Origin of the sequence: Rhodoglobus vestalii (assembly GCF_006788895.1) — a bacterium.
Taxonomy (GTDB): Bacteria; Actinomycetota; Actinomycetes; order Actinomycetales; family Microbacteriaceae; genus Rhodoglobus; species Rhodoglobus vestalii.
Window position 1 is genome coordinate 1 of sequence record NZ_VFRA01000001.1, and the last position, 18,332, is coordinate 18,332.

Annotated in this window: 18 protein-coding genes and 4 tRNA genes; 11 read left to right on the top strand and 11 right to left on the bottom strand. The window is 58.9% G+C overall.

Annotation, left to right across the window (positions count from 1 at the left end):
• Positions 1-5 precede the first annotated feature (5 nt).
• The 4 genes from FB472_RS00005 to FB472_RS00020 form a co-directional block, all read right to left on the bottom strand.
• Positions 6-2,129, bottom strand: coding sequence for a 3-hydroxyacyl-CoA dehydrogenase NAD-binding domain-containing protein (locus FB472_RS00005; RefSeq protein WP_141989120.1), 2,124 nt, complete (start codon positions 2,127-2,129; stop codon positions 6-8).
• Between the two features lie 2 nt (positions 2,130-2,131).
• Complete coding sequence (locus tag FB472_RS00010) at positions 2,132-3,328, bottom strand: thiolase family protein (protein ID WP_141989121.1); 1,197 nt, start codon at positions 3,326-3,328, stop codon at positions 2,132-2,134.
• A gap of 77 nt (positions 3,329-3,405) precedes the next feature.
• The gene (locus FB472_RS00015) at positions 3,406-4,662 is read right to left on the bottom strand and encodes an HRDC domain-containing protein (RefSeq protein ID WP_141989122.1); all 1,257 of its coding nucleotides are present in this window, start codon (positions 4,660-4,662) and stop codon (positions 3,406-3,408) included.
• Positions 4,655-5,251: a DUF3000 domain-containing protein gene (locus FB472_RS00020; RefSeq protein WP_141989123.1), complete on the bottom strand. Its 597-nt coding sequence runs from the start codon at positions 5,249-5,251 to the stop codon at positions 4,655-4,657. Before FB472_RS00020 ends, FB472_RS00015 begins: the two co-directional genes overlap by 8 nt.
• Positions 5,252-5,330: 79 nt before the next feature.
• Here FB472_RS00020 and FB472_RS00025 point away from each other — a divergent pair, with 79 nt between their 5' ends.
• Positions 5,331-6,545: an alpha/beta hydrolase family protein gene (locus tag FB472_RS00025; protein WP_141989124.1), complete on the top strand. Its 1,215-nt coding sequence runs from the start codon at positions 5,331-5,333 to the stop codon at positions 6,543-6,545.
• Here FB472_RS00025 and FB472_RS00030 read toward each other — a convergent pair.
• Complete coding sequence (locus FB472_RS00030; RefSeq protein ID WP_141989125.1) at positions 6,538-6,975, bottom strand: SufE family protein; 438 nt, start codon at positions 6,973-6,975, stop codon at positions 6,538-6,540. The two genes, FB472_RS00025 and FB472_RS00030, sit on opposite strands and share 8 nt — an antisense overlap.
• Before the next feature lie 9 nt (positions 6,976-6,984).
• On the bottom strand, positions 6,985-7,884 hold the full coding sequence (locus tag FB472_RS00035) for a sulfurtransferase (RefSeq protein WP_141989126.1): 900 nt from the start codon (positions 7,882-7,884) through the stop codon (positions 6,985-6,987).
• Positions 7,885-8,024: 140 nt separating this feature from the next.
• Here FB472_RS00035 and zapE point away from each other — a divergent pair, with 140 nt between their 5' ends.
• Together zapE and FB472_RS00045 are read left to right on the top strand one after the other, a co-directional pair.
• The gene (gene zapE / locus FB472_RS00040) at positions 8,025-9,035 is read left to right on the top strand and encodes a cell division protein ZapE (RefSeq protein ID WP_141989127.1); all 1,011 of its coding nucleotides are present in this window, start codon (positions 8,025-8,027) and stop codon (positions 9,033-9,035) included.
• A gap of 104 nt (positions 9,036-9,139) precedes the next feature.
• Positions 9,140-10,204 carry an ammonium transporter gene (locus FB472_RS00045; RefSeq protein WP_246077991.1) on the top strand — a complete coding sequence of 355 codons (1,065 nt, stop codon included), beginning with the start codon at positions 9,140-9,142 and terminating at the stop codon, positions 10,202-10,204.
• Here FB472_RS00045 and FB472_RS00050 read toward each other — a convergent pair.
• Positions 10,127-10,957, bottom strand: a complete 831-nt coding sequence (locus FB472_RS00050) for an EI24 domain-containing protein (RefSeq protein WP_141989129.1) — start codon at positions 10,955-10,957, stop codon at positions 10,127-10,129. The two genes, FB472_RS00045 and FB472_RS00050, sit on opposite strands and share 78 nt — an antisense overlap.
• A 238-nt stretch (positions 10,958-11,195) precedes the next feature.
• On the bottom strand, positions 11,196-11,369 hold the full coding sequence (locus FB472_RS13935; RefSeq protein WP_021809703.1) for a hypothetical protein: 174 nt from the start codon (positions 11,367-11,369) through the stop codon (positions 11,196-11,198).
• 163 nt (positions 11,370-11,532) lie between these two features.
• On the opposite strand from FB472_RS13935, the gene FB472_RS00055 reads away from it, so the two are divergent.
• The gene (locus tag FB472_RS00055) at positions 11,533-13,275 is read left to right on the top strand and encodes an AMP-binding protein (protein ID WP_141989130.1); all 1,743 of its coding nucleotides are present in this window, start codon (positions 11,533-11,535) and stop codon (positions 13,273-13,275) included.
• Positions 13,272-14,240, top strand: a complete 969-nt coding sequence (locus tag FB472_RS00060; RefSeq protein ID WP_141989131.1) for a bile acid:sodium symporter — start codon at positions 13,272-13,274, stop codon at positions 14,238-14,240. Before FB472_RS00055 ends, FB472_RS00060 begins: the two co-directional genes overlap by 4 nt.
• A gap of 61 nt (positions 14,241-14,301) precedes the next feature.
• On the opposite strand, the gene FB472_RS00065 is transcribed toward FB472_RS00060, so the two are convergent.
• Both FB472_RS00065 and FB472_RS00070 read right to left on the bottom strand, forming a co-directional pair.
• Positions 14,302-14,706, bottom strand: coding sequence for a hypothetical protein (locus FB472_RS00065; protein WP_141989132.1), 405 nt, complete (start codon positions 14,704-14,706; stop codon positions 14,302-14,304).
• A 519-nt stretch (positions 14,707-15,225) separates the two neighbouring features.
• Positions 15,226-15,298 (bottom strand) — tRNA-Val (locus FB472_RS00070).
• 116 nt (positions 15,299-15,414) lie between these two features.
• Between FB472_RS00070 and FB472_RS00075 the strand changes: the two genes are divergently transcribed.
• The 5 genes from FB472_RS00075 (at position 15,415) to FB472_RS00095 (ending at position 16,969) form a co-directional block, all read left to right on the top strand.
• A tRNA-Gly gene (locus tag FB472_RS00075) sits at positions 15,415-15,486 on the top strand.
• 40 nt (positions 15,487-15,526) lie between these two features.
• Positions 15,527-15,597: transfer RNA gene (locus FB472_RS00080), tRNA-Cys, on the top strand.
• A 29-nt stretch (positions 15,598-15,626) separates the two neighbouring features.
• Positions 15,627-15,698: transfer RNA gene (locus tag FB472_RS00085), tRNA-Val, on the top strand.
• A gap of 267 nt (positions 15,699-15,965) precedes the next feature.
• Positions 15,966-16,376, top strand: coding sequence for a hypothetical protein (locus FB472_RS00090; RefSeq protein WP_141989133.1), 411 nt, complete (start codon positions 15,966-15,968; stop codon positions 16,374-16,376).
• Complete coding sequence (locus tag FB472_RS00095) at positions 16,373-16,969, top strand: DUF6036 family nucleotidyltransferase (protein ID WP_141989134.1); 597 nt, start codon at positions 16,373-16,375, stop codon at positions 16,967-16,969. Before FB472_RS00090 ends, FB472_RS00095 begins: the two co-directional genes overlap by 4 nt.
• A gap of 95 nt (positions 16,970-17,064) precedes the next feature.
• Here the strand turns inward: FB472_RS00095 and FB472_RS00100 are convergent, their stop codons facing one another.
• The gene (locus FB472_RS00100) at positions 17,065-17,283 is read right to left on the bottom strand and encodes a helix-turn-helix domain-containing protein (protein ID WP_141989135.1); all 219 of its coding nucleotides are present in this window, start codon (positions 17,281-17,283) and stop codon (positions 17,065-17,067) included.
• A 67-nt stretch (positions 17,284-17,350) separates the two neighbouring features.
• Between FB472_RS00100 and FB472_RS00105 the strand changes: the two genes are divergently transcribed.
• Entirely contained in the window at positions 17,351-17,881 is a 531-nt protein-coding gene (locus tag FB472_RS00105; RefSeq protein WP_141989136.1) for a helix-turn-helix domain-containing protein, read from the top strand.
• Positions 17,882-18,332 lie beyond the last annotated feature (451 nt).

An 18,332-nucleotide genomic window follows, 5' to 3' on the forward strand; every position in this document is an offset into this window, starting at 1 on the left:
GCTGGTTATTGCACTCCCCGAATTTGCGGATCGTGAAACGTTGTACCGAAGGCACGGTCGGAGGCTCCAGCACGATCGAGATACGGCGTGACACCGCCCATCTGGAAGGGGTAACCGGCGCCGAGAATGAGGCACAGATCGATGTCTTCTGCCGCCGCCACGACGTTGTCTTCAAGCATCCGATGAATCTCGTCTGCAAGACCGTCTTCGATGCGGATCTGAAGCTCCTGCGCCGTCATGGGGGAGTTGCCACCCTTAACGATCTCGACAGCCTTCTTCGAAACCCCCTTTGCTTTGCCCTTACTGTCGCGGTCGAAGATGAAACCTAGCTCAGCGAGCTTGTGAAGATTTTCGCTTTCGAAGAACCGTTCGGGGAATGCGGCATGGTGGGTATCGAGCACGTGCGCTCCGACCTTCAGCCCCACGAGTTCAAGAAGCTCGAACGGAGTCATCGGTAGCCCGAAGGGACGAGTCGACTCCTCGACGACCTCAAACGGTGTTCCGGTGTCAACCGCGTGCATCGCCTCGCCCAGCACCTTTGCGAGAATTCGGTTCACGACGAAACCAGGGGTATCAGTCGTGATGACCGCATTTTTTCGCAGGTTCTTTGCGGTCACCATGGCGGTCGACAGCGTCTCGTCGTTGGTGTGCGGCGTCTTGACGACCTCAATGAGCGGCATCACTGCTACCGGGTTGAAGAAGTGGAAACCGACCAGGCGCTCTGGGTGCTTCAGCTGTGAACCGATCTGTTCAACTGACAACGATGACGTGTTCGTGGCCAAGATTGCTTCGTCAGAAATGTGCTGTTCTACCTCTGCAAACACGGACTGCTTGGCGCCCAGCTCTTCGAAGATCGCTTCGATAACCCAGTCGCAGTCAGCGAAGTCGGCCTTGTTGGTGGTGCCGGTGACTAACGCCTTCAGACGATTGGTGTCATCGGATGACAGTCGTCCCTTTTCGTGAAGCTTGTCGATCTCGTGGTGGATCGCAGTAACGCCGGCATCGGTCGCGGTCTGATCGAGGTCAGTGATGACAACGGGCACCTGCAGGCGACGCACAAAAAGCAGCGCAAATTGGCGTGCCATGAGACCAGCACCGATCACCCCAACTTTGGTCACCTTGCGGGCGAGCTCTTTATCAGGGGCGCCTGCTGGGCGCTTCGCGCGCTTCTGAACGAGATTGAACGCGTAGATGCTCGCCTGAAACTGATCCCCCGAGATCATGTCTGCTAGGGCGTTATCTTCAGCCTCGAACCCGGCCTTCTTGTCGGTGTTCTTTGCGGCTTTGAGCAGTGCAAGCGCAGCATACGGTGACTTGGCAACGCGCCCAATGCGGTTACTCAACATCTTTTCTGCGATGCCGATCGCGACATCCCACTTGACGGTGCGTTCGATCTTGCCCGGCTCATTGGGGCGTTTCACCTTAGTAGTGCCGGCGATCACACCATCAGCCCAGCGAATTGAATGTTCAAGGAAGTTGGCTGGTCCGAACATCGCATCCGCGATACCGAGCTCAAAAGCTTCAGGCCCCTTGAGCATCCGGTTGTTCTTGAGTGGATTTTCGATGACGACCTTGAGCGCGTTCTCAATCCCGATCAGATTCGGCAGCAACCATGCGCCGCCCCAACCGGGAATGAGTCCGAGGAAGACCTCGGGAAGAGCAAGCGCGGGCACCGAGCTATCAATCGTGCGGTAGTCGGCATTGAGCGGAACTTCCACACCGCCGCCGAGCGCGAGACCATTGATGAACACGAACGACGGAACGCCGAGGTCGCTCAGTTTTCCGAGCGACCAGTGACCGAGCTGCGCCATCTGCTTACCCGTTTCGCGATCGGGGATCTCGCTCACCTTCGACAGATCAGCGCCGGCCGCAAAGATGAATGGCTTGCCGGTAACGGCCACGCCGTGGATCTCGCCTGCGGATGCTCGCCTCTTCTGCTCGTCGAGAACCTTCGCGAATTCGAGCAGGGTTGCCGGGCCAAGCGTGTTGGGCCGGGTGTGGTCTTTGCCGTTGTCGAGCGTGATCAACGCGAGCGTGCGCCCCTGCGAGAGCGGTACATCCCGAACGAAGGAATGGGTGATGACCTCGTCTGTGGACAGGTCGGCCAATAGTGCGAACTGCTCGGTCATTGTTACTCTGCTCCCTTGTAGTTGGGGTTTTCCCAGATAACGGAACCGCCTTGGCCAAGGCCGACACACATTGCGGTGAGGCCATAGCGCACCTCGGGGTGTTGCTGGAACTGAGCCGCAAGTTGAATCATGAGTCGCACGCCTGATGATGCCAGTGGGTGGCCCATTGCAATGGCGCCGCCCCACTGATTGACGCGGGGGTCTTCGTCATCGATTCCGAAGTGGTCAAGCAGCGACAGAACTTGCACGGCGAATGCTTCGTTGAGTTCGAAAAGACCGATGTCATTGATCGAGAGACCCGCTTTTTGAAGCGCTTTCTCGGTAGAAGGGATTGGACCAATACCCATAATCTCTGGTTCCACGCCGGCGTAAGCGAAGCTGACCATCCGCATCTTGGGCTTCAAACCGAATTCGCGTGCAGCATCACCACTCGCGATAATGCTCGCTGTTGCGCCGTCGTTGAGTCCCGATGCGTTGCCCGCCGTGATGCGACCGTGTGGTCTGAATGGAGTCTTGAGCCCGGAGAGTCCCTCAAGGGTTGTTTCGGGTCGCAGTCCCTCATCGCGGGTTGCCATTCCCCAGCCAGCCTCGCTTTTTGTGGCAACCGGGATCAGGTCGGGCTGAATGTTATTGGCCTCGTAGGCGGCTGTTGCTCGCTGCTGGCTCCGCAACGCGAATGCATCCGAACGCGCCTTCGTGAGGTGCGGAAAGCGGTCGTGGAGCTTCTCAGCCGTGTTGCCCATGTTCAGCGCTTCAGGGTCGACAAGCTTCTCGGAGAGGAACCGGGGGTTGGGGTCGACTCCCGAGCCCATTGGATGATGGCCCATGTGCTCAACGCCGCCGGCGATTGTCAGGTCGTATGCGCCGAAAGCGATTCCGCCAGCCACATTGGTGACGGCGGTCATGGCCCCAGCACACATGCGATCAATAGCGTAGCCAGGAACCGAGGTGGGGAGACCAGCTAGCAGCGCTGCGCTGCGGCCGATGGTGAGTCCCTGGTCGCCGGTTTGTGTCGTGGCAGCGATGGCTACCTCATCGAATCGCTCCCGGGGAATCGTGGGATTGCGTTCCAGCAGCCCAATCATCGCCTTGACGACAAGATCGTCAGATCTGGTGTTCCAGAACATGCCCTTCTCGCCAGCACGTCCAAACGGAGTACGGACTCCGTCTACGAATACAATCTCGGTTTCCTTGGCCACAATGCCTCCACTAAATCCTCGGATGTAGCACCGATCCTAGGTTGCCACCGATGCCAGTTGGAATCCTTTGACTGTTCCTACGACTCGGTCTTGCCGGGCTCCTCCAGCGTTTGGTTGGCTTCGACAAAGGCTTTCGCAATTGACTGTGCAGAAACGTCAATTTGCCACGGTCGTGCTCCGAGATTCTTGAGCATTTCTGAGATAGCCTCCGTCGTCATGTCACCGGGAGGGGTCCAGGAAACTCGTCTTAAGTAGTCGGGGGTCAGAAGGTTCTCGATCGGGATTGAGAGCTCCTCGGACCGTTCGGTCATAGCCGCACGCGCGGCTTTGAGTCGAGCATCCGCCTCCGGATTCTTGTCTGACCACACGCGCGGAGGAGGAAGGGCATCACTCGAAACGCGGGATGCGGGGATATCCTGTGACGCTAATCCGGCGTGAATCGCGGCCCACCAGCGGTCAATCTGGGTGCGACTGGCCCGTCCACTAAATTCCTTGAGCATTGAGAGGCCACGCTTGGTCTCCGGAAGCACTCGTGCCGCCGCAAGGAGTGCCGAATCGGGAACCAGCCGCCCAGGAGCTGTGTCGACTTCTTGCGCGTAGGCGTCGCGAGCCAACCACAGTTCACGTGCCACAGCAAGATTTTTTCCACCGCGGATCGAATGCACCCCGCTGAGACGACGCCACGGTTCCGCGCGCACATTGCTGAGATCCCGAGTCAACACTGAGTCGAATTCTTGTTGAGCGATGTCGTGCTTGCCAGCGGAATCAAGGAGTTCGCCGAGATTTTCGCGAAGATCGACCAACAACTCAACGTCGAGCGCGGCATAAACGAGCCAAGCTTGCGGCAGTGGGCGAGTCGACCAGTCTGCTGATGAATGCTCCTTGGCAAGATGGATGCCCAGCAAATGTTCGACGACCGTTCCGAGCCCAACCCGGGGAAGCCCGGCAAGTCGCGCGCCGAGTTCTGTGTCGAACAATCGTGCGGGGTGGAGCCCGACCTCCCGCAGGCAGGTCAGGTCTTGTGTTGCCGCATGCAGTATCCACTCTTCGCCGGCAACAATGTCGTTGAGCTCGCTAAAATCACCGATCGCGGGTGGATCAAATAAGAACGTTCCCGCGCCGCGTCGAAAAACTTGGATGAGGTAGGCGCGCTGTGAGTACCGGTAACCGCTGGCCCGCTCAGCGTCGATACCGATGGGGCCATGGCCCTCAGCGATGGCCGCGACGGCGGAAAGATATGCATTCCGATCATCGATAACGACTACGGGGTCATGAGGGGCTTGGGTGGCGGGCGACTCGCCCTCGGGGGCTGCACCTTCTGTAGCGCTACTCACGTCCAGCTTTACGGGCCGACAACAGGGTGACTCCTTCAATTGCGGGTGGTAGTCCGGCTAGCATGCAGACCAACTCACTCCAGCCTTCCACATGTGCGGCCATGTTGACGTCTTTGGGGCTCCACGAGGCGCGCAGTTCGATCTGTGCGCCATCCGGCTGTGATTCGAGTTCACCAAATCCGGTTGAGAGGATTCGGGTTGCCGTGCCCGAGACTTGATCGTAGGTGGCCGCGCGACTGTCTAGTGCGTCGACGAGCCAGGACCAGGTCACTTCGCTGAGGAATGGGTCGACACCGATTTCAGATTCAAGCGGCGCTTGCGCGAAGCAAATGATCCGAAACTCACTGCCCCAGGCATCCGGAATTTCTGGATCGTAGAGCAGAACAAAGCGACCAGTGCCAAGATCGGAATCTTCACCGTGTCTGGTGGGGGTGACATCGCCAGCGAGAGCGAAGGACCACGGGGCGATCTGGGACGGGGCGGTTATCTCAGTGACGGCAAGCTCCGGTCGCAACACTGCAGCACGAAGAGACTCAACCGCTGAAGCGAATGCCGCGGGTGGTGTTGGTCCAGCTGGCGAATCAGGCACGACTGAAGATTAGGCTTTAGGTGAACGATCGCTGGTGAGGCACGCCGAACGCTGGCGGCTGCGAGACGGAGGTGGCTGGATGCGTCATTCACAGAGCCTCCGCGCAATCATTGGTTTCTTCACCGGCGTGACAATCGGTGCAGCCGCGGTTGGCGCCATCGGCTTCGCACTGGGAGCGGCAGTCTCGGTGCTGTTTGCTCGCCGAATGGTGACTCCTGGCGGTCGTTCGTTGAGTGAGTTGCGCGTGCTAGCCGTAGGGGAGTCGACCATTGTGTTGTCTACCTCGGTTGATAGCCGTGCACCAGGCCGATTTAGTCTGTGGTTTGCTGACCAATCCGGTCACGCCCGGATCGGCGCGGTGGTCTCGCAGAGCGCGCACTGGGTCGCTCGAGAGCTAATCTCCGTGGATATCGGCGAGCCAGCCCCTGGAGACAATGCGCGCACCAGTGGTTGGTTTTATCTCACTCCCGCCGACCTCGACCTCACGTTCTCCGAAGTCTCAATCGCGACCGAGTTGGGCCCAGCACCCGCATGGTTAGTGCCTGCAGACCAGCCGAGCTCAGTTTGGGCGCTACATGTTCACGGACGAGGGGTGCAGAGACCAGAGACACTTCGCGCACTTGGTGAGTTTTACGACGCGGGTGTGACCTCGTTGTCTGTTTCCTATCGCAACGACACGGAAGCGCCAGCGTCGGCCGATGGACGCTACGGACTCGGCTCGACCGAATATCGGGATGTGGATGCTGCAGTGCGCTATGCGCGTGCGGCTGGGGCTACGCGGATCATCCTCATGGGCTGGTCTATGGGCGGAGCAACGGTATTGCAAACGCTCATGCTTTCACCGAACCGCGACATGATTGTTGGTCTTGTTCTCGACTCACCTGTCGTGGATTGGGGGCCGACTATTGAACTGCACGGCGCGCTCAACCGCATCCCAGCCGGAATTCGCAGCGCAACACAGGCTTTGCTCGCAAGCGAGCAATCACAACTCCTTGTTGGTACCGATCGACCGGTAGATCTCGCTGCCATGAACTTTGTGCAGCGCGCAGCTGAGCTTGATCGGCCTATCCTGCTGATGCACAGCACAAATGACGTCTACGTTCCGGTCGAACCGTCACGAGCTCTAGCACTTTTGCGCCCCGACATTGTCACGTACGAAGAATTCGATACCGCGGGTCACGCTCGGCTCTGGAACTACGACAGTGACCGTTGGCTTGGTGCAATTCGCAGCTGGCTGCGCATCCAATTGTCCGAAAGATCTGATTGCACTTCGGCGGGCAAGTCAGCTACGTAATACTCTTCAAGCGAATCTGCCGTTTCGCGCGGGCAAGCATTCCCGTCATCCCGCGCAAGCGAAGTGGACTGACCGCTTTCGCAAGGCCAAGGGATTGCGGATATTCGTCAGACAGATCTAAAACCTCTTGGGTGCTGAGCCCAGAAAGTCCCTGAGCCAAAATTGACGCGAAACCGCGGGTGGTCGGTGCCTCAGGAGGTGCCGTAGCGAACATCTGCACGGTGTCGTTATCTACCTCAATGAATATAAATACCGGCGACTGACATTCTTCGACTCGCTCGAAAAGATCTGGGTGATCACGGTATCGCTCCGGAAGCTCAGGTAACTCGTTGGCGAACTCTAAAAGCAGTTGAAGTCGATTCTTCAGCTCAAGTTCGAGAAAATCGTCGCGAATTTCAGCCAACTGGGTCGGGATTTGCTGCTCACTCATCGCTTAAGCCTAGCGCGAAGGAACCTCGCCGGGCTCTTCGCCCGTGGCGATGGGAACGGCGACCAAAGAGCCCCATTCTGTCCACGATCCGTCATAGTTGCGCACGTTATCAAAGCCCATCAGATAGTTCAGAACGAACCACGTATGGCTTGAGCGTTCCCCGATGCGGCAGTAGGCGACTATCTCGTCGCCATCCTGGAGCCCAGCACCCTTTCGGTAGATCGCGTCGAGTTCGCTGAGTGGGCGGAACGTGCCGTCGTCGGCAACCGCCTTCGACCATGGCACACTCTGGGCGCTGGGGATGTGGCCGGCTCGCAGCGCTCCCTCCTCGGGATAGGCGGGAGCTGTGGTGCGTTCTCCGCTGTACTCCTCAGGGGAGCGCACATCGATAAGCGGATTGCCGAGGTGCGTGAGAACGTCGTCGCGGAATGCGCGAATCGTTGAATCATTGCGCTCGACGATTGGGTACTCGGTGGCAGTTGGCGTCGGAGTTTCGAGGGTGTACTCGCGACCATCCGCTTCCCATTTGGCGCGGCCGCCGTCGAGCAAACGGACATCGTCGTGACCGAAGAGGGTAAATACCCACAGCGCGTAGGCAGCCCACCAGTTGGTCTTATCGCCGTAAATGACTACCGTCGTGTCGCGTGATATTCCACAGCGCGACATCAGCTCAGCAAACCGCTCGCCGTCAATGTAGTCCCGAGTCACGGGGTCGTTGAGATCGGTGTGCCAGTCGATCTTGACGGCTCCGCGGATGTGACCAGTTTCATAGAGCAAAACGTCTTCATCCGATTCCACCACCACCAATCCGGGGGTTTCCAATCGTTGCTCGAGCCACTCGGCTGATACCAACCGCTCGGGGTGGGAAAATTCGAGAAATTGGGGGGCTGGATCGCGTTCGATAGTCATATCTACCTTCGATAGTGGATGGAAAAAATTGGCGCGGGCTTCAAACTAAGCTTGATTAGTCCCTTGCTGAAGAGAATTACGAATTCGCCCCTGATTTCACTGCGTTGCCGTAAGACTGCGAAACATAACCGAGGATGAGAATGAGCGCTACTGCGCCTACGACTCCTGAGCGTCTAGTCGATCGTATCCCGTCGCTGACCGGAGCGCAGATGCTCGCCGAACTGGTGCCTCCGCGCCAGTTCACCAGCGCAACCCTTGAGTCATACCGGCCAGACCGTGATTACCAGTCTCAGGGTGCTGCGGTTGCGGCGATGAGAAACTTCTCTTTCGGCAGCAAACAGGTGAGGCTTTTCTCTCCCAAGAAGGCTCCGATAGCTAAGCCGGGGGTATATCTCGACGGCGGTTTCGGTGTCGGAAAGACTCATTTGCTTGCCGCATTGTGGCACCAGATGGCGGGACGAAAATATTTCGGAACCTTTATCGAGTACACCGCCCTCGTCGGTGCACTGGGGTATGCCCAAGCCGTTCAGCTTCTCAAGGGCGCATCATTGGTCTGCATCGATGAATTCGAACTTGATGATCCCGGCGACACACGCCTGATCTCGCGACTGCTGTCGGAGCTGGTTGCCTCGGGAGCAAAGATTGCGGCAACGTCGAACACACCACCCAATGCACTGGGTGAAGGTCGGTTCGCGGCGCAAGACTTTCTGAGAGAAATTGACTCTCTTGCCGCCAAGTTCGAGACGATCCGAATCGATGGGCTCGATTATCGGCGTCGGGATTCTGGAGCACATGCCATCGCAATTGACGATGCCGCCGCGGCGATCGCACACGTTGCCGGCACGGTCACTCTTGATTCATTTGACGATGTGCTGAAGCACCTTTCTGGGGTGCACCCTTCGCGTTATGTGAAGCTGATCGAGGGTATTTCGGCGATCGGGCTGACCGGCGTGCATCCGTTTGGAAGTCAGACCGACGCGCTCCGGTTTGTGGCGTTCGTTGACAGGCTGTACGACGCGCAAGTTCGCATTTATGCCGAGGGGACCCCGCTCGATGGTGTATTCCCTGAAGACATGCTCGCTGGTGGATACAGCAAAAAGTATTTGCGCGCCGTGTCTCGGCTCATCGCGCTTACGGCAAACAATAGTTAGATCAGTTGCAACGCGAGTTGGGTCTGGTCTTAGACGGTCCCGGTGAATTCGCTTTGTTGGCCAGTGAAACGATCAGCGAGAGGCTCACAGTGTCGCAAGTGTTCGTGGCCGCAACCATTGGGACAGTTGCCCTTGCGCTGCTGCTCGGCGCGCTAATTGTGTTGTACGCTCAGATTCTGCCGGCGGCCCCGTGGAGGCGGGTGATCCTAGAATCCCTCGCCTGTGCGTCTCCAGGAATGGTTGTTTGGGCAATTCTTGCGCCGCTTGCGTCATCTTTATTGAGGCCTGTCATGATGCCCGCGATTGGGCTTTTGGCCGGAATTTGTTGCTACCTTGTGACCCTCGTGGCTCGGAGTGCAGGCGCCTCACTTCAGCGCAGTATGGTGTTCGCATTAATTTGGGCAGGAACGGTGTTCACCCCGATTGCGGTCCGAACGTTTGAACCCTTCGGTACCACTACACCATTCGGGCTGAGCCCTATCGACTATGGCGGCGCGCTCGTCATGAGTGTGGCAGTCGGTGCCGGAATGCTTGCCGTATTGCTCGTGGAACGAAAGTTTCTTATCCGTGGTGCTCGATTGTCTGTCTCGGTACCAGCGGGCACTATCTCGTTAGTCGTTGTCGTGCTGTCGTGGATTGCGTGGCTGGTCGGTGCTGAATTTGCTATCGATGCCGCGGCGGGTTTGATAATTGTCAATAGTGCGGTGAGTGCCTGTGCCGGCGCGGTCGGCTGGATGGTTGTGCAGCTGATCGCCCACGGGGTGATCAGTCTGCGGTCGGTTGCTGCAGGTCTCGTCTGTGGTTTGATTGCCGTCACGGCTGGAGCACCCCTGTTCACTCCTGTATCCGCAGCAGTGGTGGGGCTGGCGGCGGGAGCGGTAGCCTGTGTTTTCACCGTGAGACGAGGCTCGCCGCTGGGAAATCAGCTTCGTTTTCTTCTCAACACCCATTTACTCAGTGGGAGCATAGGCGTGACTGCGTTGGGGATACTTGCGACCGGTTCTGGATTTCTCTTCACCGGGCAAACGGGTATCTTTGTAGAGCAACTTCTCAGTGTTGTCGTGACCGCTGGCTGGTCGTTTGCCGTGTCGTTAGGATGTTGGTGGTTGCTCAGCAGGTCCGCCAGAGCCGCGCGAGTCGACCTCGCCCGAGTTCTCGCCGAGAAGTGACCGTGTCAACAGCGTCGCACCGGCCAGCGCGGCGGGCATTGCGATCACGGCTCCAAATGGGATGAGAAAAACAAGATAGGTGGCCGTGCCGAGTCCAAGAGACTTGGCTCGGGATGCTCTCAGCAATCGCCGCCGTGCCGTGAGATGCATGCCCCGTGATTCGAACGGAATGTTGGACAGTTCAACGACTAAGAGCCAGCCGCCTAGCAGAGCTCCGGCGGTGGCGGCAATGACCGCTCCGGCTATCGGCACAAAACCGAGTGCGAATACGAGAAGTGCGAGTCCCACCGTTGGAAACAGCAGTCTCAGCCCCTCATTGAGACCGCGTCCGGCGTCTTTCCAAAAACCTTGCGGGTCACGCGCTTCTGGGGCACCGTGACGCGCATCAACGTGCGCCGCAATCTTGTGATAAAAAGCATCCCCAACCATCAGTGTTGCTGTCGTATAGATATTCACTACGATCAGAACGCTTCCCAAGACTACGGCGGTGCCGGCGACGAAGCGGAGTGCCGCGCGCGGGATTTCATCCCACTCGTCCGCGAACGGGGTGAGCCACGCCACTAAGGGTCCGATGCCAACGATGAGAGCACCCAAGATAACAATTGCGAGCGCTCCAACGATGGCCGCAGGAATCATGCCGAGGAACATTAGACGCGGTGCCGTAGCCCAAATGCGGAACCCGCGAAACAGGAATCCCATGCCGAGAAAGAAGTCGCGGATGGGAGTCGACGTGCGAAGTTGCCTGCGGATCATTGCACAAGGGTAGCGGCAACGTGATGGCTGCTTCTCGCAGGTTCCTCTGAGAAATTAGAGGGTGGAGCTGGGTGATTCCATGAAGAATTACGGGTAAAGAAGTGGACGATAGCGGACTCGATCCGAACTTTGGTTCCTCATCGCACCACGTTCCGCAGTCAACGATCTAAGCGCCGAGCGAGGAGCCAGACAACGCCCGAGGAACGATCTCCAACATTGCCCGTGCGCGTTCTGCCAGTCACGAGAGCTGCCCCCGCGTCAGCGCCGCGACCTCGGCCGACTCAGCCCGCGACGCCGCAGACCGCGCACCCTCCTCGACCTTGGCCTGCACCATCCACCGGCGAAGCCCAGACTCGGAGACCCCGAGCTCTCTGCCGAGCTGGCCAACCGGAATATCGCCAGCGCGAGACACAACCCCACATCTTAGGAGTCAATACTCCGGGGGGTGGTCCCATACGCGCTCAAACTGCGGCACGTTTCCCTTTTCGCGCAGTGGCCCGTGCCCAGTTAGAATAGGGTTGTTTCACCACCGTCGGCGGATCCGCCGGGGGCCGAACCCTGGTGAAAGGTCAACGATGACCGAACGTCCCTGGCTGTCGCACTACCCCTCCGATGTCGCCCATGAGATCGGCGACATTGCCTTCGCGCATTTACCGGCACTCGTGAGCGCGGCCAGTGCCACTTATCCCTCCATGATTGCCTTCACGCAGTGCATGCCGAACGGCATGAACGGTTCGCTGACGTACGCCGAAGTCGACTCCCTCTCGGATGACTTCGCGGCGTACCTGCGCGAGGTGATTGGCCTGAATCAAGGTGACCGCGTCGCGGTGCAAATGCCGAACTCACTTAGTTACCCGGTCGTGGCGTTTGGCGTCTTCAAAGCCGGCTGCGTGCTGGTGAACACGAACCCGTTGTACACCTCGGCAGAGATGGTGCAACAGTTCAGCGACTCTGGCGCGCGCGCGCTCGTCATCATAGACATGTTTGCCGATCGGCTGCCGGAGGTGCTACCGAAGACATCGATCGAGACCGTGATCGCCGTGCGCATTTCTGAATTCTTCCCACCGGTCATCGGGGGTGTCATCCGCGGCGTGCAGAAGTGGTGGAGCCGTTCGTTGCCGAAGATCACCGTCGATCACACGGGTCTGCAGGCGGCCCTGGCAGCCGGTCGCTCCCGCAAGACCTCCGCCGCTGCCGCGATCTATCTGGACGGCGTAGGCGCCAACACCATTGCCGCCCTGCAGTACACAGGAGGCACGACGGGGGTGTCGAAGGGTGCGATGCTCTCGCACGGAAATCTCGTGGCCAACACGCTGCAGATGATCTCGATGTGTGGAACATACATGCGCCCCGGCCACGAGATCGTGTTGACGGCTTTGCCGCTGTACCATATTTTCGCGTTCACGGTGAATCTCTTGGGCTTCTTCCACATCGGGGCCCGCAACATTCTGGTGCCGACTCCGCGGCCCCCGAGCAATCTCAAACGCGCGTTCGAGAACTACCGCATTACGTGGGTGAGCGGCGTGAATACCCTATTCAACGCCCTCATGAACGAGCGTTGGTTTGCCGATAGCCCGCCGAAGCACCTTCGCGCTTCGGCCGCTGGCGGCATGGCCCTGCACGAGTCGGTGGCCACGCGCTGGCGCGAGATGACGGGTACGCCCATCGTCGAAGGCTACGGGCTCACCGAGTCGTCGCCGGTGCTCACCTTCAACCCTCTTGATGGCATGGGCAAAGACGGCAGCATCGGCATTCCTGTGCCGTCTACCGACGTCCGCTGCATCGACGATGCGGGTGAGCCGGTCGCAGTAGGCGCACCGGGGGAACTGCTCGCCCGCGGCCCCCAGATCATGCTCGGCTATTGGCAACGTCCCGACGAGACGGCACTTTCACTCGCCGACGGTTGGCTGCACACCGGCGATATTGCCGAGATGGATGCTGACGGCTACTTTACGATCGTCGATCGCAAGAAAGACATGATCTTGGTCAGCGGGTTCAACGTCTACCCGAACGAGGTCGAGGAGCGTATCGCCGCGATGTCCGGTGTCATCGAGGTCGGCGTGGTGGGAATTCCCGATGACAAGGCTGGTGAAGCTGTGCGGGCGTACATCGTGGCGGAGCTGACGCCTCCCACCGAGGCTGAGGTGATCGCTCACTGCCGGGAGACGCTTGCGGCCTACAAGGTGCCGAGATCGGTGCGTTTTGTCGAGGAACTACCGAAGAGCCCGATCGGCAAGATTCTGCGCCGCGAACTCCGCGCTACCGCGGTCACGTCACCGACCGCCAGTATCGAGACTCAGGGAAGGGAGCTGTCATGAATGCCGTAACTCTGATCGTTCTGACCGAGACTGTGGTCAATGAGCAGGAGGTCGTCACCCCGTTCGAGCAGAACCTGCTCGTCGGACTCGTGTTTGTGATCATGTTTGGTCTCGGTGCGGGGCTGACCCCTCGGGACTTTCGGCTCGCGATTCGCCGCCCATGGGGACTCGTCATTGGCTGGTTGACCCAGTTTGGCATCATGCCGTTGCTGGCATATGTTCTCGTGATAACGCTGCTGTTCCAGCTTCCACGGGAGTACGCGGCGCCGGTTGCTCTCGGTGCCCTACTGATGGGGTGCGTACCAGCAGGCACGACATCAAACATTTTCACCTACTTCTCGAAGGGCAACTTGGCCCTCAGCGTCATCATGACTACCAACTCGACTCTGTGGGCCATACTCATGACGCCACTCGTCTTGGCGTTCTATGGCGGTTTGCTGTTCACCGAGGATTCCGACCTGCAGATTCCGATTACGAATATCGTAGTCACCCTTGTAATTCTGCTCGTGCCCGTCGTGCTCGGCATGCTCATCCGACGCTTCAGTGCCAACATCGGTGCAGTCATGGAACTCATGGGCGGGTTCTTTGGACTGTTCTTCATCGTGTTCCTTATGGCCACCTGGGTGCCGCGCAATTGGGGCTTACTCGCCTCCACACCCTGGCAAACTTACGTCGTGGCCATTGGCCTCGGCTTGTTCGGAATCGCGGTCGCATACTTGATCGCCCGCGCCATTCGATTGCATCCGATGAATGCACGCACGATTGCACTGGAGACCGGGATCCAAAACGGGCCACTTGCGATCGCGATCGTGTTACTGACGTTCAGCGGCAACTCCGATATCGGGTTGATCCTTATTGTTCCGGCACTGTACTCGCTCTTCATCGTGATCGTGGCTACGTTTGTCACCTTCGCGTTTCGCAAGGCGAATCTGGCGGCTGAGCAGAAGATTCCCAGCCTCCTTTAGCTACCCGAAACGACACTCGGGGCGCGACCACGCCCGCGCCCCGAGTGTCGTTTCGGCATCATCATCCGCGCAGGGCTTGGCGCGCGCCCGGCGCAATGTGCAGCACATCAGCCGGTGCAGCCTCCAGTGCCGCCGGCACGGCACCCGAGATGATGATGCGCACGGGGTCGAAAAGACTGGCGAACACCTCGGCAATGCGCGCGGTCGTGAGCCCGCCACGGTTCACGATGGTGGGTGCCCACGGGCCATCGGTTCGCACAGGCCCGAGCACATTGCTTCCGGTGAGATCGACGGCGTCACGACCCGTCAACGGATGCGCACCCGGGAGTACACCAGACGCGACGTCGTCACGCACCCAGGTCGTGGTCTGGGAACCGAGGCTTATTGCGCCTTGCACGCCCTCGAGCATAGCGAAGGCGGTCGCCTCGCCCGCCTCTCCGATGCACTCCTCGAGGCAGCCTGCCATCGCTGACCGTTCTCGCGTCTCGCATCAGAATGGTTGGCAGGGGTTGTTGGTTGCTGATGCAACGGGCGACACGACCTAGCTGAAAGGTCTGAATGATCATGAGTTGTCCCCTGTCGATCCCGGCGGAGAAGAAACTCCGCATTGTGTTGAGTGTGTTGCAGGGTCAGGTCACTGTGGCGGAGGCCGCCCGCCGGGAGAGCGGGTAGGGTCACCCCAGCGCTTCGAGGGCCTTGAGGTGTCCCGCGCTGAAAAGAGCAGTGTGGTGTACCTGCTCCCGGTGCCGGCTTTCCGGGGTCTTCCGCTTCTTGGGTAAGCGAAGAAAGCCAATCTGCGTGGCTGAGCTCCCCGCCACGTGCATTTTGGCTGTGACCGAATAACACCACGAATCTGGCAGGAATGTGAGGTGAGCGTCGTGCAGAGATTTTCCCCGTAAGATCCCCAGCGAGAGTGAGTGGTTCCAGGGGAGTGTGTGGTTTCAGGGGTGTAGATGAACCCCCGAATCTCAGGCGGATTCACGAGTGGGCGATACCGGACTCGAACCGATGACCTCTTCCGTGTGAAGGAAGCGCGCTACCAACTGCGCCAATCGCCCGCACTGCAATCTTCGCATAACTTTTCGATGCGGTCGCGACCGAATTGGCTCTCTGCGAAGACTTCGTATACAGTCATCTAGCACGCGAAAAAGGCTTACTATTTCGTGTACTGAATGCGGATGTGGCGCAGTGGTAGCGCATAACCTTGCCAAGGTTAGGGTCGCGAGTTCGAATCTCGTCATCCGCTCGAGTGAGAAATGTCAGCCTCGCTGACATTTTTCATGTGCGGTGGAGTGGCCGAGAGGCGAGGCAGCGGCCTGCAAAGCCGTATACGCGGGTTCAAATCCCGTCTCCACCTCGGAGTGAGTATCTATAATTGAATAGCATGAGCGATTGGCGCAGCGGTAGCGCGCTTCCCTGACACGGAAGAGGTCGCTGGTTCGATCCCAGTATCGCTCACTGAAAAACCCTTGAGTAATCAAGGGTTTTTTCATGTCCGGGGGCACTTTTCGACACTTAAGCACTATCTCGGCGTTATCTGTTTCAGCCTTTGCCTGGGATTCAGGTGTCTCTTACCAGTTCCAGCCATGTCCACTGATGTCCCGAAATTTTCGAGCGGATTGCAATATCTGCCCTGAACCCGCCCGGAATGCCGCACGGGTTCACCACTGGCAGATGGCCGCGCATAGAGGTGATATGGGACAGGCGATCAGTAGTATGGGAGACATGAAGACCGAGGCCAGGTTTATCTCCGCGGCAGACACCGCCGCCACGGTTGAGCGCGCCCTGGAACTCGGTGATGAAGCTGCCGCCATCCGCCATCTGACAGAGGCCGTTAGCCGCCTCATCCAGGCATCCGCAGATTCGAAAATACCCCAAGCTATTCTTGAAGCTCCCGACCCGATTCGGGACTCACGATATGAGACCCTGATCGCGACCGCTTTCGCCTACGCGATGTCTCGCCGAGGGGAAATGCCTTTGGCGTGGATGACAGACGCAAAGCCTGTGCCTACGGAATGGCTGTGGGGTGGCGATGGTGCGTCTAAGCCGTTCCGAGACTTCATCCGCAGTCACACACCTGACATCTTCCGCGACAAAAACATCCTCACCCGGGAGCGGGACTGGACCACTCTTTGAGCGGCGAATATCGTGAACTCAACGGCGATGAAATTCGTGAGCTGCTTGGCGAGCTGCTTGAGCGCCTCGCCGCCCGAGGCGTGGAAGTCGAAGTCTACATAATCGGTGGCGCCGCGATGGCGTTGCATCTCGGTCGGCAACAGCTCACCCCCGATGTTGATGGCCTGTTTCGTCCGAGAGATGAAGTCTTCGCGGAAGCCACACTGATGGCTGAGGAAAAGAACCTTGACCCTGACTGGGTGAACGACAGAGCAGTCTCGTTCATGGCTTTCGACCCGGCAGGTGACGTAGAAGCGAAACAGATAATGCTTCACGGTCACCCTGTCACGATCGCATCGAAGCGGACACTTCTCGCCATGAAGATCGCGGCGTCCCGGGTCAAAGACCACGAGGACACCAGCCGGCTTATCGTCGACCTCGGGATTACTGATGCCGAAGAGATAGTGGATCTCGCATTCGGCGTTTTCGGAGAGGACGGGATGACCCTTCCAAACGACCGTGGAGAGGTTCGCCTGATGGCGGAAGAGGCCATCAGGCGCGCCAACGCCTATGCCGCTCGCAAAGAATTCCTGCCAGATACACCCGCACAGTAACCGCGCGCAGGTCGGCACACGCGGATGCTTGGGCGAGAGCCTAGAAGGCATTGGCGACGCATAGCCCAACGCCCTAAGAGTTAAGAGGAGCGCCGCTACTCGTTGTCGCGGTAAGCCATCGTTTCGCCCATGTTCTCAAGGGAGTTGGCATCAATCCGAATCAGGCGGGGGCCGATGCGCTTCGCCTTGATGAGTCCGTCATAAATCCAGCGGCGAATCGTCTTCGTCGAGCATCGGTATCGCTCGGCGGCTTCCTGGACGGTAATCCATTCGGTCGCGTCGGTCGGGGCTGGGGTAAGGGTTGCTGTAGTCATGTCGGCTCTATGCGCGGCCGCCCATGTCCACTTGTTATTCTTGGCGTATTGACCATAAAGGGGTCCGATGCCAAATACCGCTCACCAGCTTCGCGCCGCACGCCTGACCTCGGGAATGAGTCAGGTCGAACTGGCGAAAGCATCGTCCACAGACCAATCACTCATCTCCCATGTGGAGTCAGGAAGCCGCGACACCCGCACCAGGACGCTCGACAGGCTGATGTCGACAATGGGACATCAAATGGTCGCCATCGACTCAGTGGAGCTCACAGCGCTTGACACAGCAATCACAATGCGGAGATGGCTTGCCCGCCAACGCCCAGACGAAGCCGGGAAAGCGCTCCAAGAATTCAGTGCCGGACTGCACCGCGTCGACGCAGCCACAATGGTTGCACTCACACACTCACAACCGCTGTCCACCGAGCATCGTCGATGGGATGCGGCGCTTGCGCAGGTTATTGAATTCCGACTTGATGCGGTGAGTGCACCCATGCCGGCATGGCTTCGATCCTCGGGCCTTCTAGGTGACGAGGTCGCATGGCTGGACGTTGCCTCTCAGCACAGCACCACAAGCCCACATCCGGCACATAACCAGTAAGGGCGTTCGCCGGATCTGGCGACTTCAAGGCGGCGCATGCAGCCGAGACAGTTAGGCGCGTCATCCTCCACGATCTGAGGCTACCCGCATCTGAGCTTCGGGCTACTCGACCACCCACAGGGCAAAGCAAAAGACCCCGACCAGCTCAATGCCGGTCGGGGTCTTTTCTGTCGCGCTAGCTGCCTACTGGCAGGAGTCGCACTGAAGCAGGTCCATCGGATCGACTGGTACGGCGCAGCCACCAACGTTTTCGCCGTCGTCCATATTTCTTCACTCCTCTTCTGAGGGCCTGCTGTCGAGTGCTCAAACGGTGAAGCTGAGCTTGGGTTGTCTGCCGATATTGTGTGCGACGCTGGCGCCGCGTCTCGCTTTGCCGGGTCAAGCTCCTCAGGTTGGCTATTTGTCCGAGCAGGAGGTCACGCGCATCGCCGGGTCCACTCTTCGTAATGTC

Bases quoted from the DNA above. Each gene is read 5' to 3' on its own strand.
- FB472_RS00035 (WP_141989126.1), bottom strand. From the start codon at position 7,884: ATGACTATCGAACGCGATCCAGCCCCCCAATTTCTCGAATTTTCCCAC.
- zapE (WP_141989127.1), top strand. From the start codon at position 8,025: ATGAGCGCTACTGCGCCTACGACTCCTGAGCGTCTAGTCGATCGTATC.
- FB472_RS00050 (WP_141989129.1), bottom strand. From the start codon at position 10,957: ATGATCCGCAGGCAACTTCGCACGTCGACTCCCATCCGCGACTTCTTT.
- FB472_RS00065 (WP_141989132.1), bottom strand. From the start codon at position 14,706: ATGGCAGGCTGCCTCGAGGAGTGCATCGGAGAGGCGGGCGAGGCGACC.
- FB472_RS00060 (WP_141989131.1), top strand. From the start codon at position 13,272: ATGAATGCCGTAACTCTGATCGTTCTGACCGAGACTGTGGTCAATGAG.
- FB472_RS00105 (WP_141989136.1), top strand. From the start codon at position 17,351: ATGCCAAATACCGCTCACCAGCTTCGCGCCGCACGCCTGACCTCGGGA.
- FB472_RS00090 (WP_141989133.1), top strand. From the start codon at position 15,966: ATGAAGACCGAGGCCAGGTTTATCTCCGCGGCAGACACCGCCGCCACG.
- FB472_RS00030 (WP_141989125.1), bottom strand. From the start codon at position 6,975: ATGAGTGAGCAGCAAATCCCGACCCAGTTGGCTGAAATTCGCGACGAT.
- FB472_RS00100 (WP_141989135.1), bottom strand. From the start codon at position 17,283: ATGACTACAGCAACCCTTACCCCAGCCCCGACCGACGCGACCGAATGG.
- FB472_RS00055 (WP_141989130.1), top strand. From the start codon at position 11,533: ATGACCGAACGTCCCTGGCTGTCGCACTACCCCTCCGATGTCGCCCAT.
- FB472_RS00025 (WP_141989124.1), top strand. From the start codon at position 5,331: ATGCGTCATTCACAGAGCCTCCGCGCAATCATTGGTTTCTTCACCGGC.
- FB472_RS00005 (WP_141989120.1), bottom strand. From the start codon at position 2,129: ATGACCGAGCAGTTCGCACTATTGGCCGACCTGTCCACAGACGAGGTC.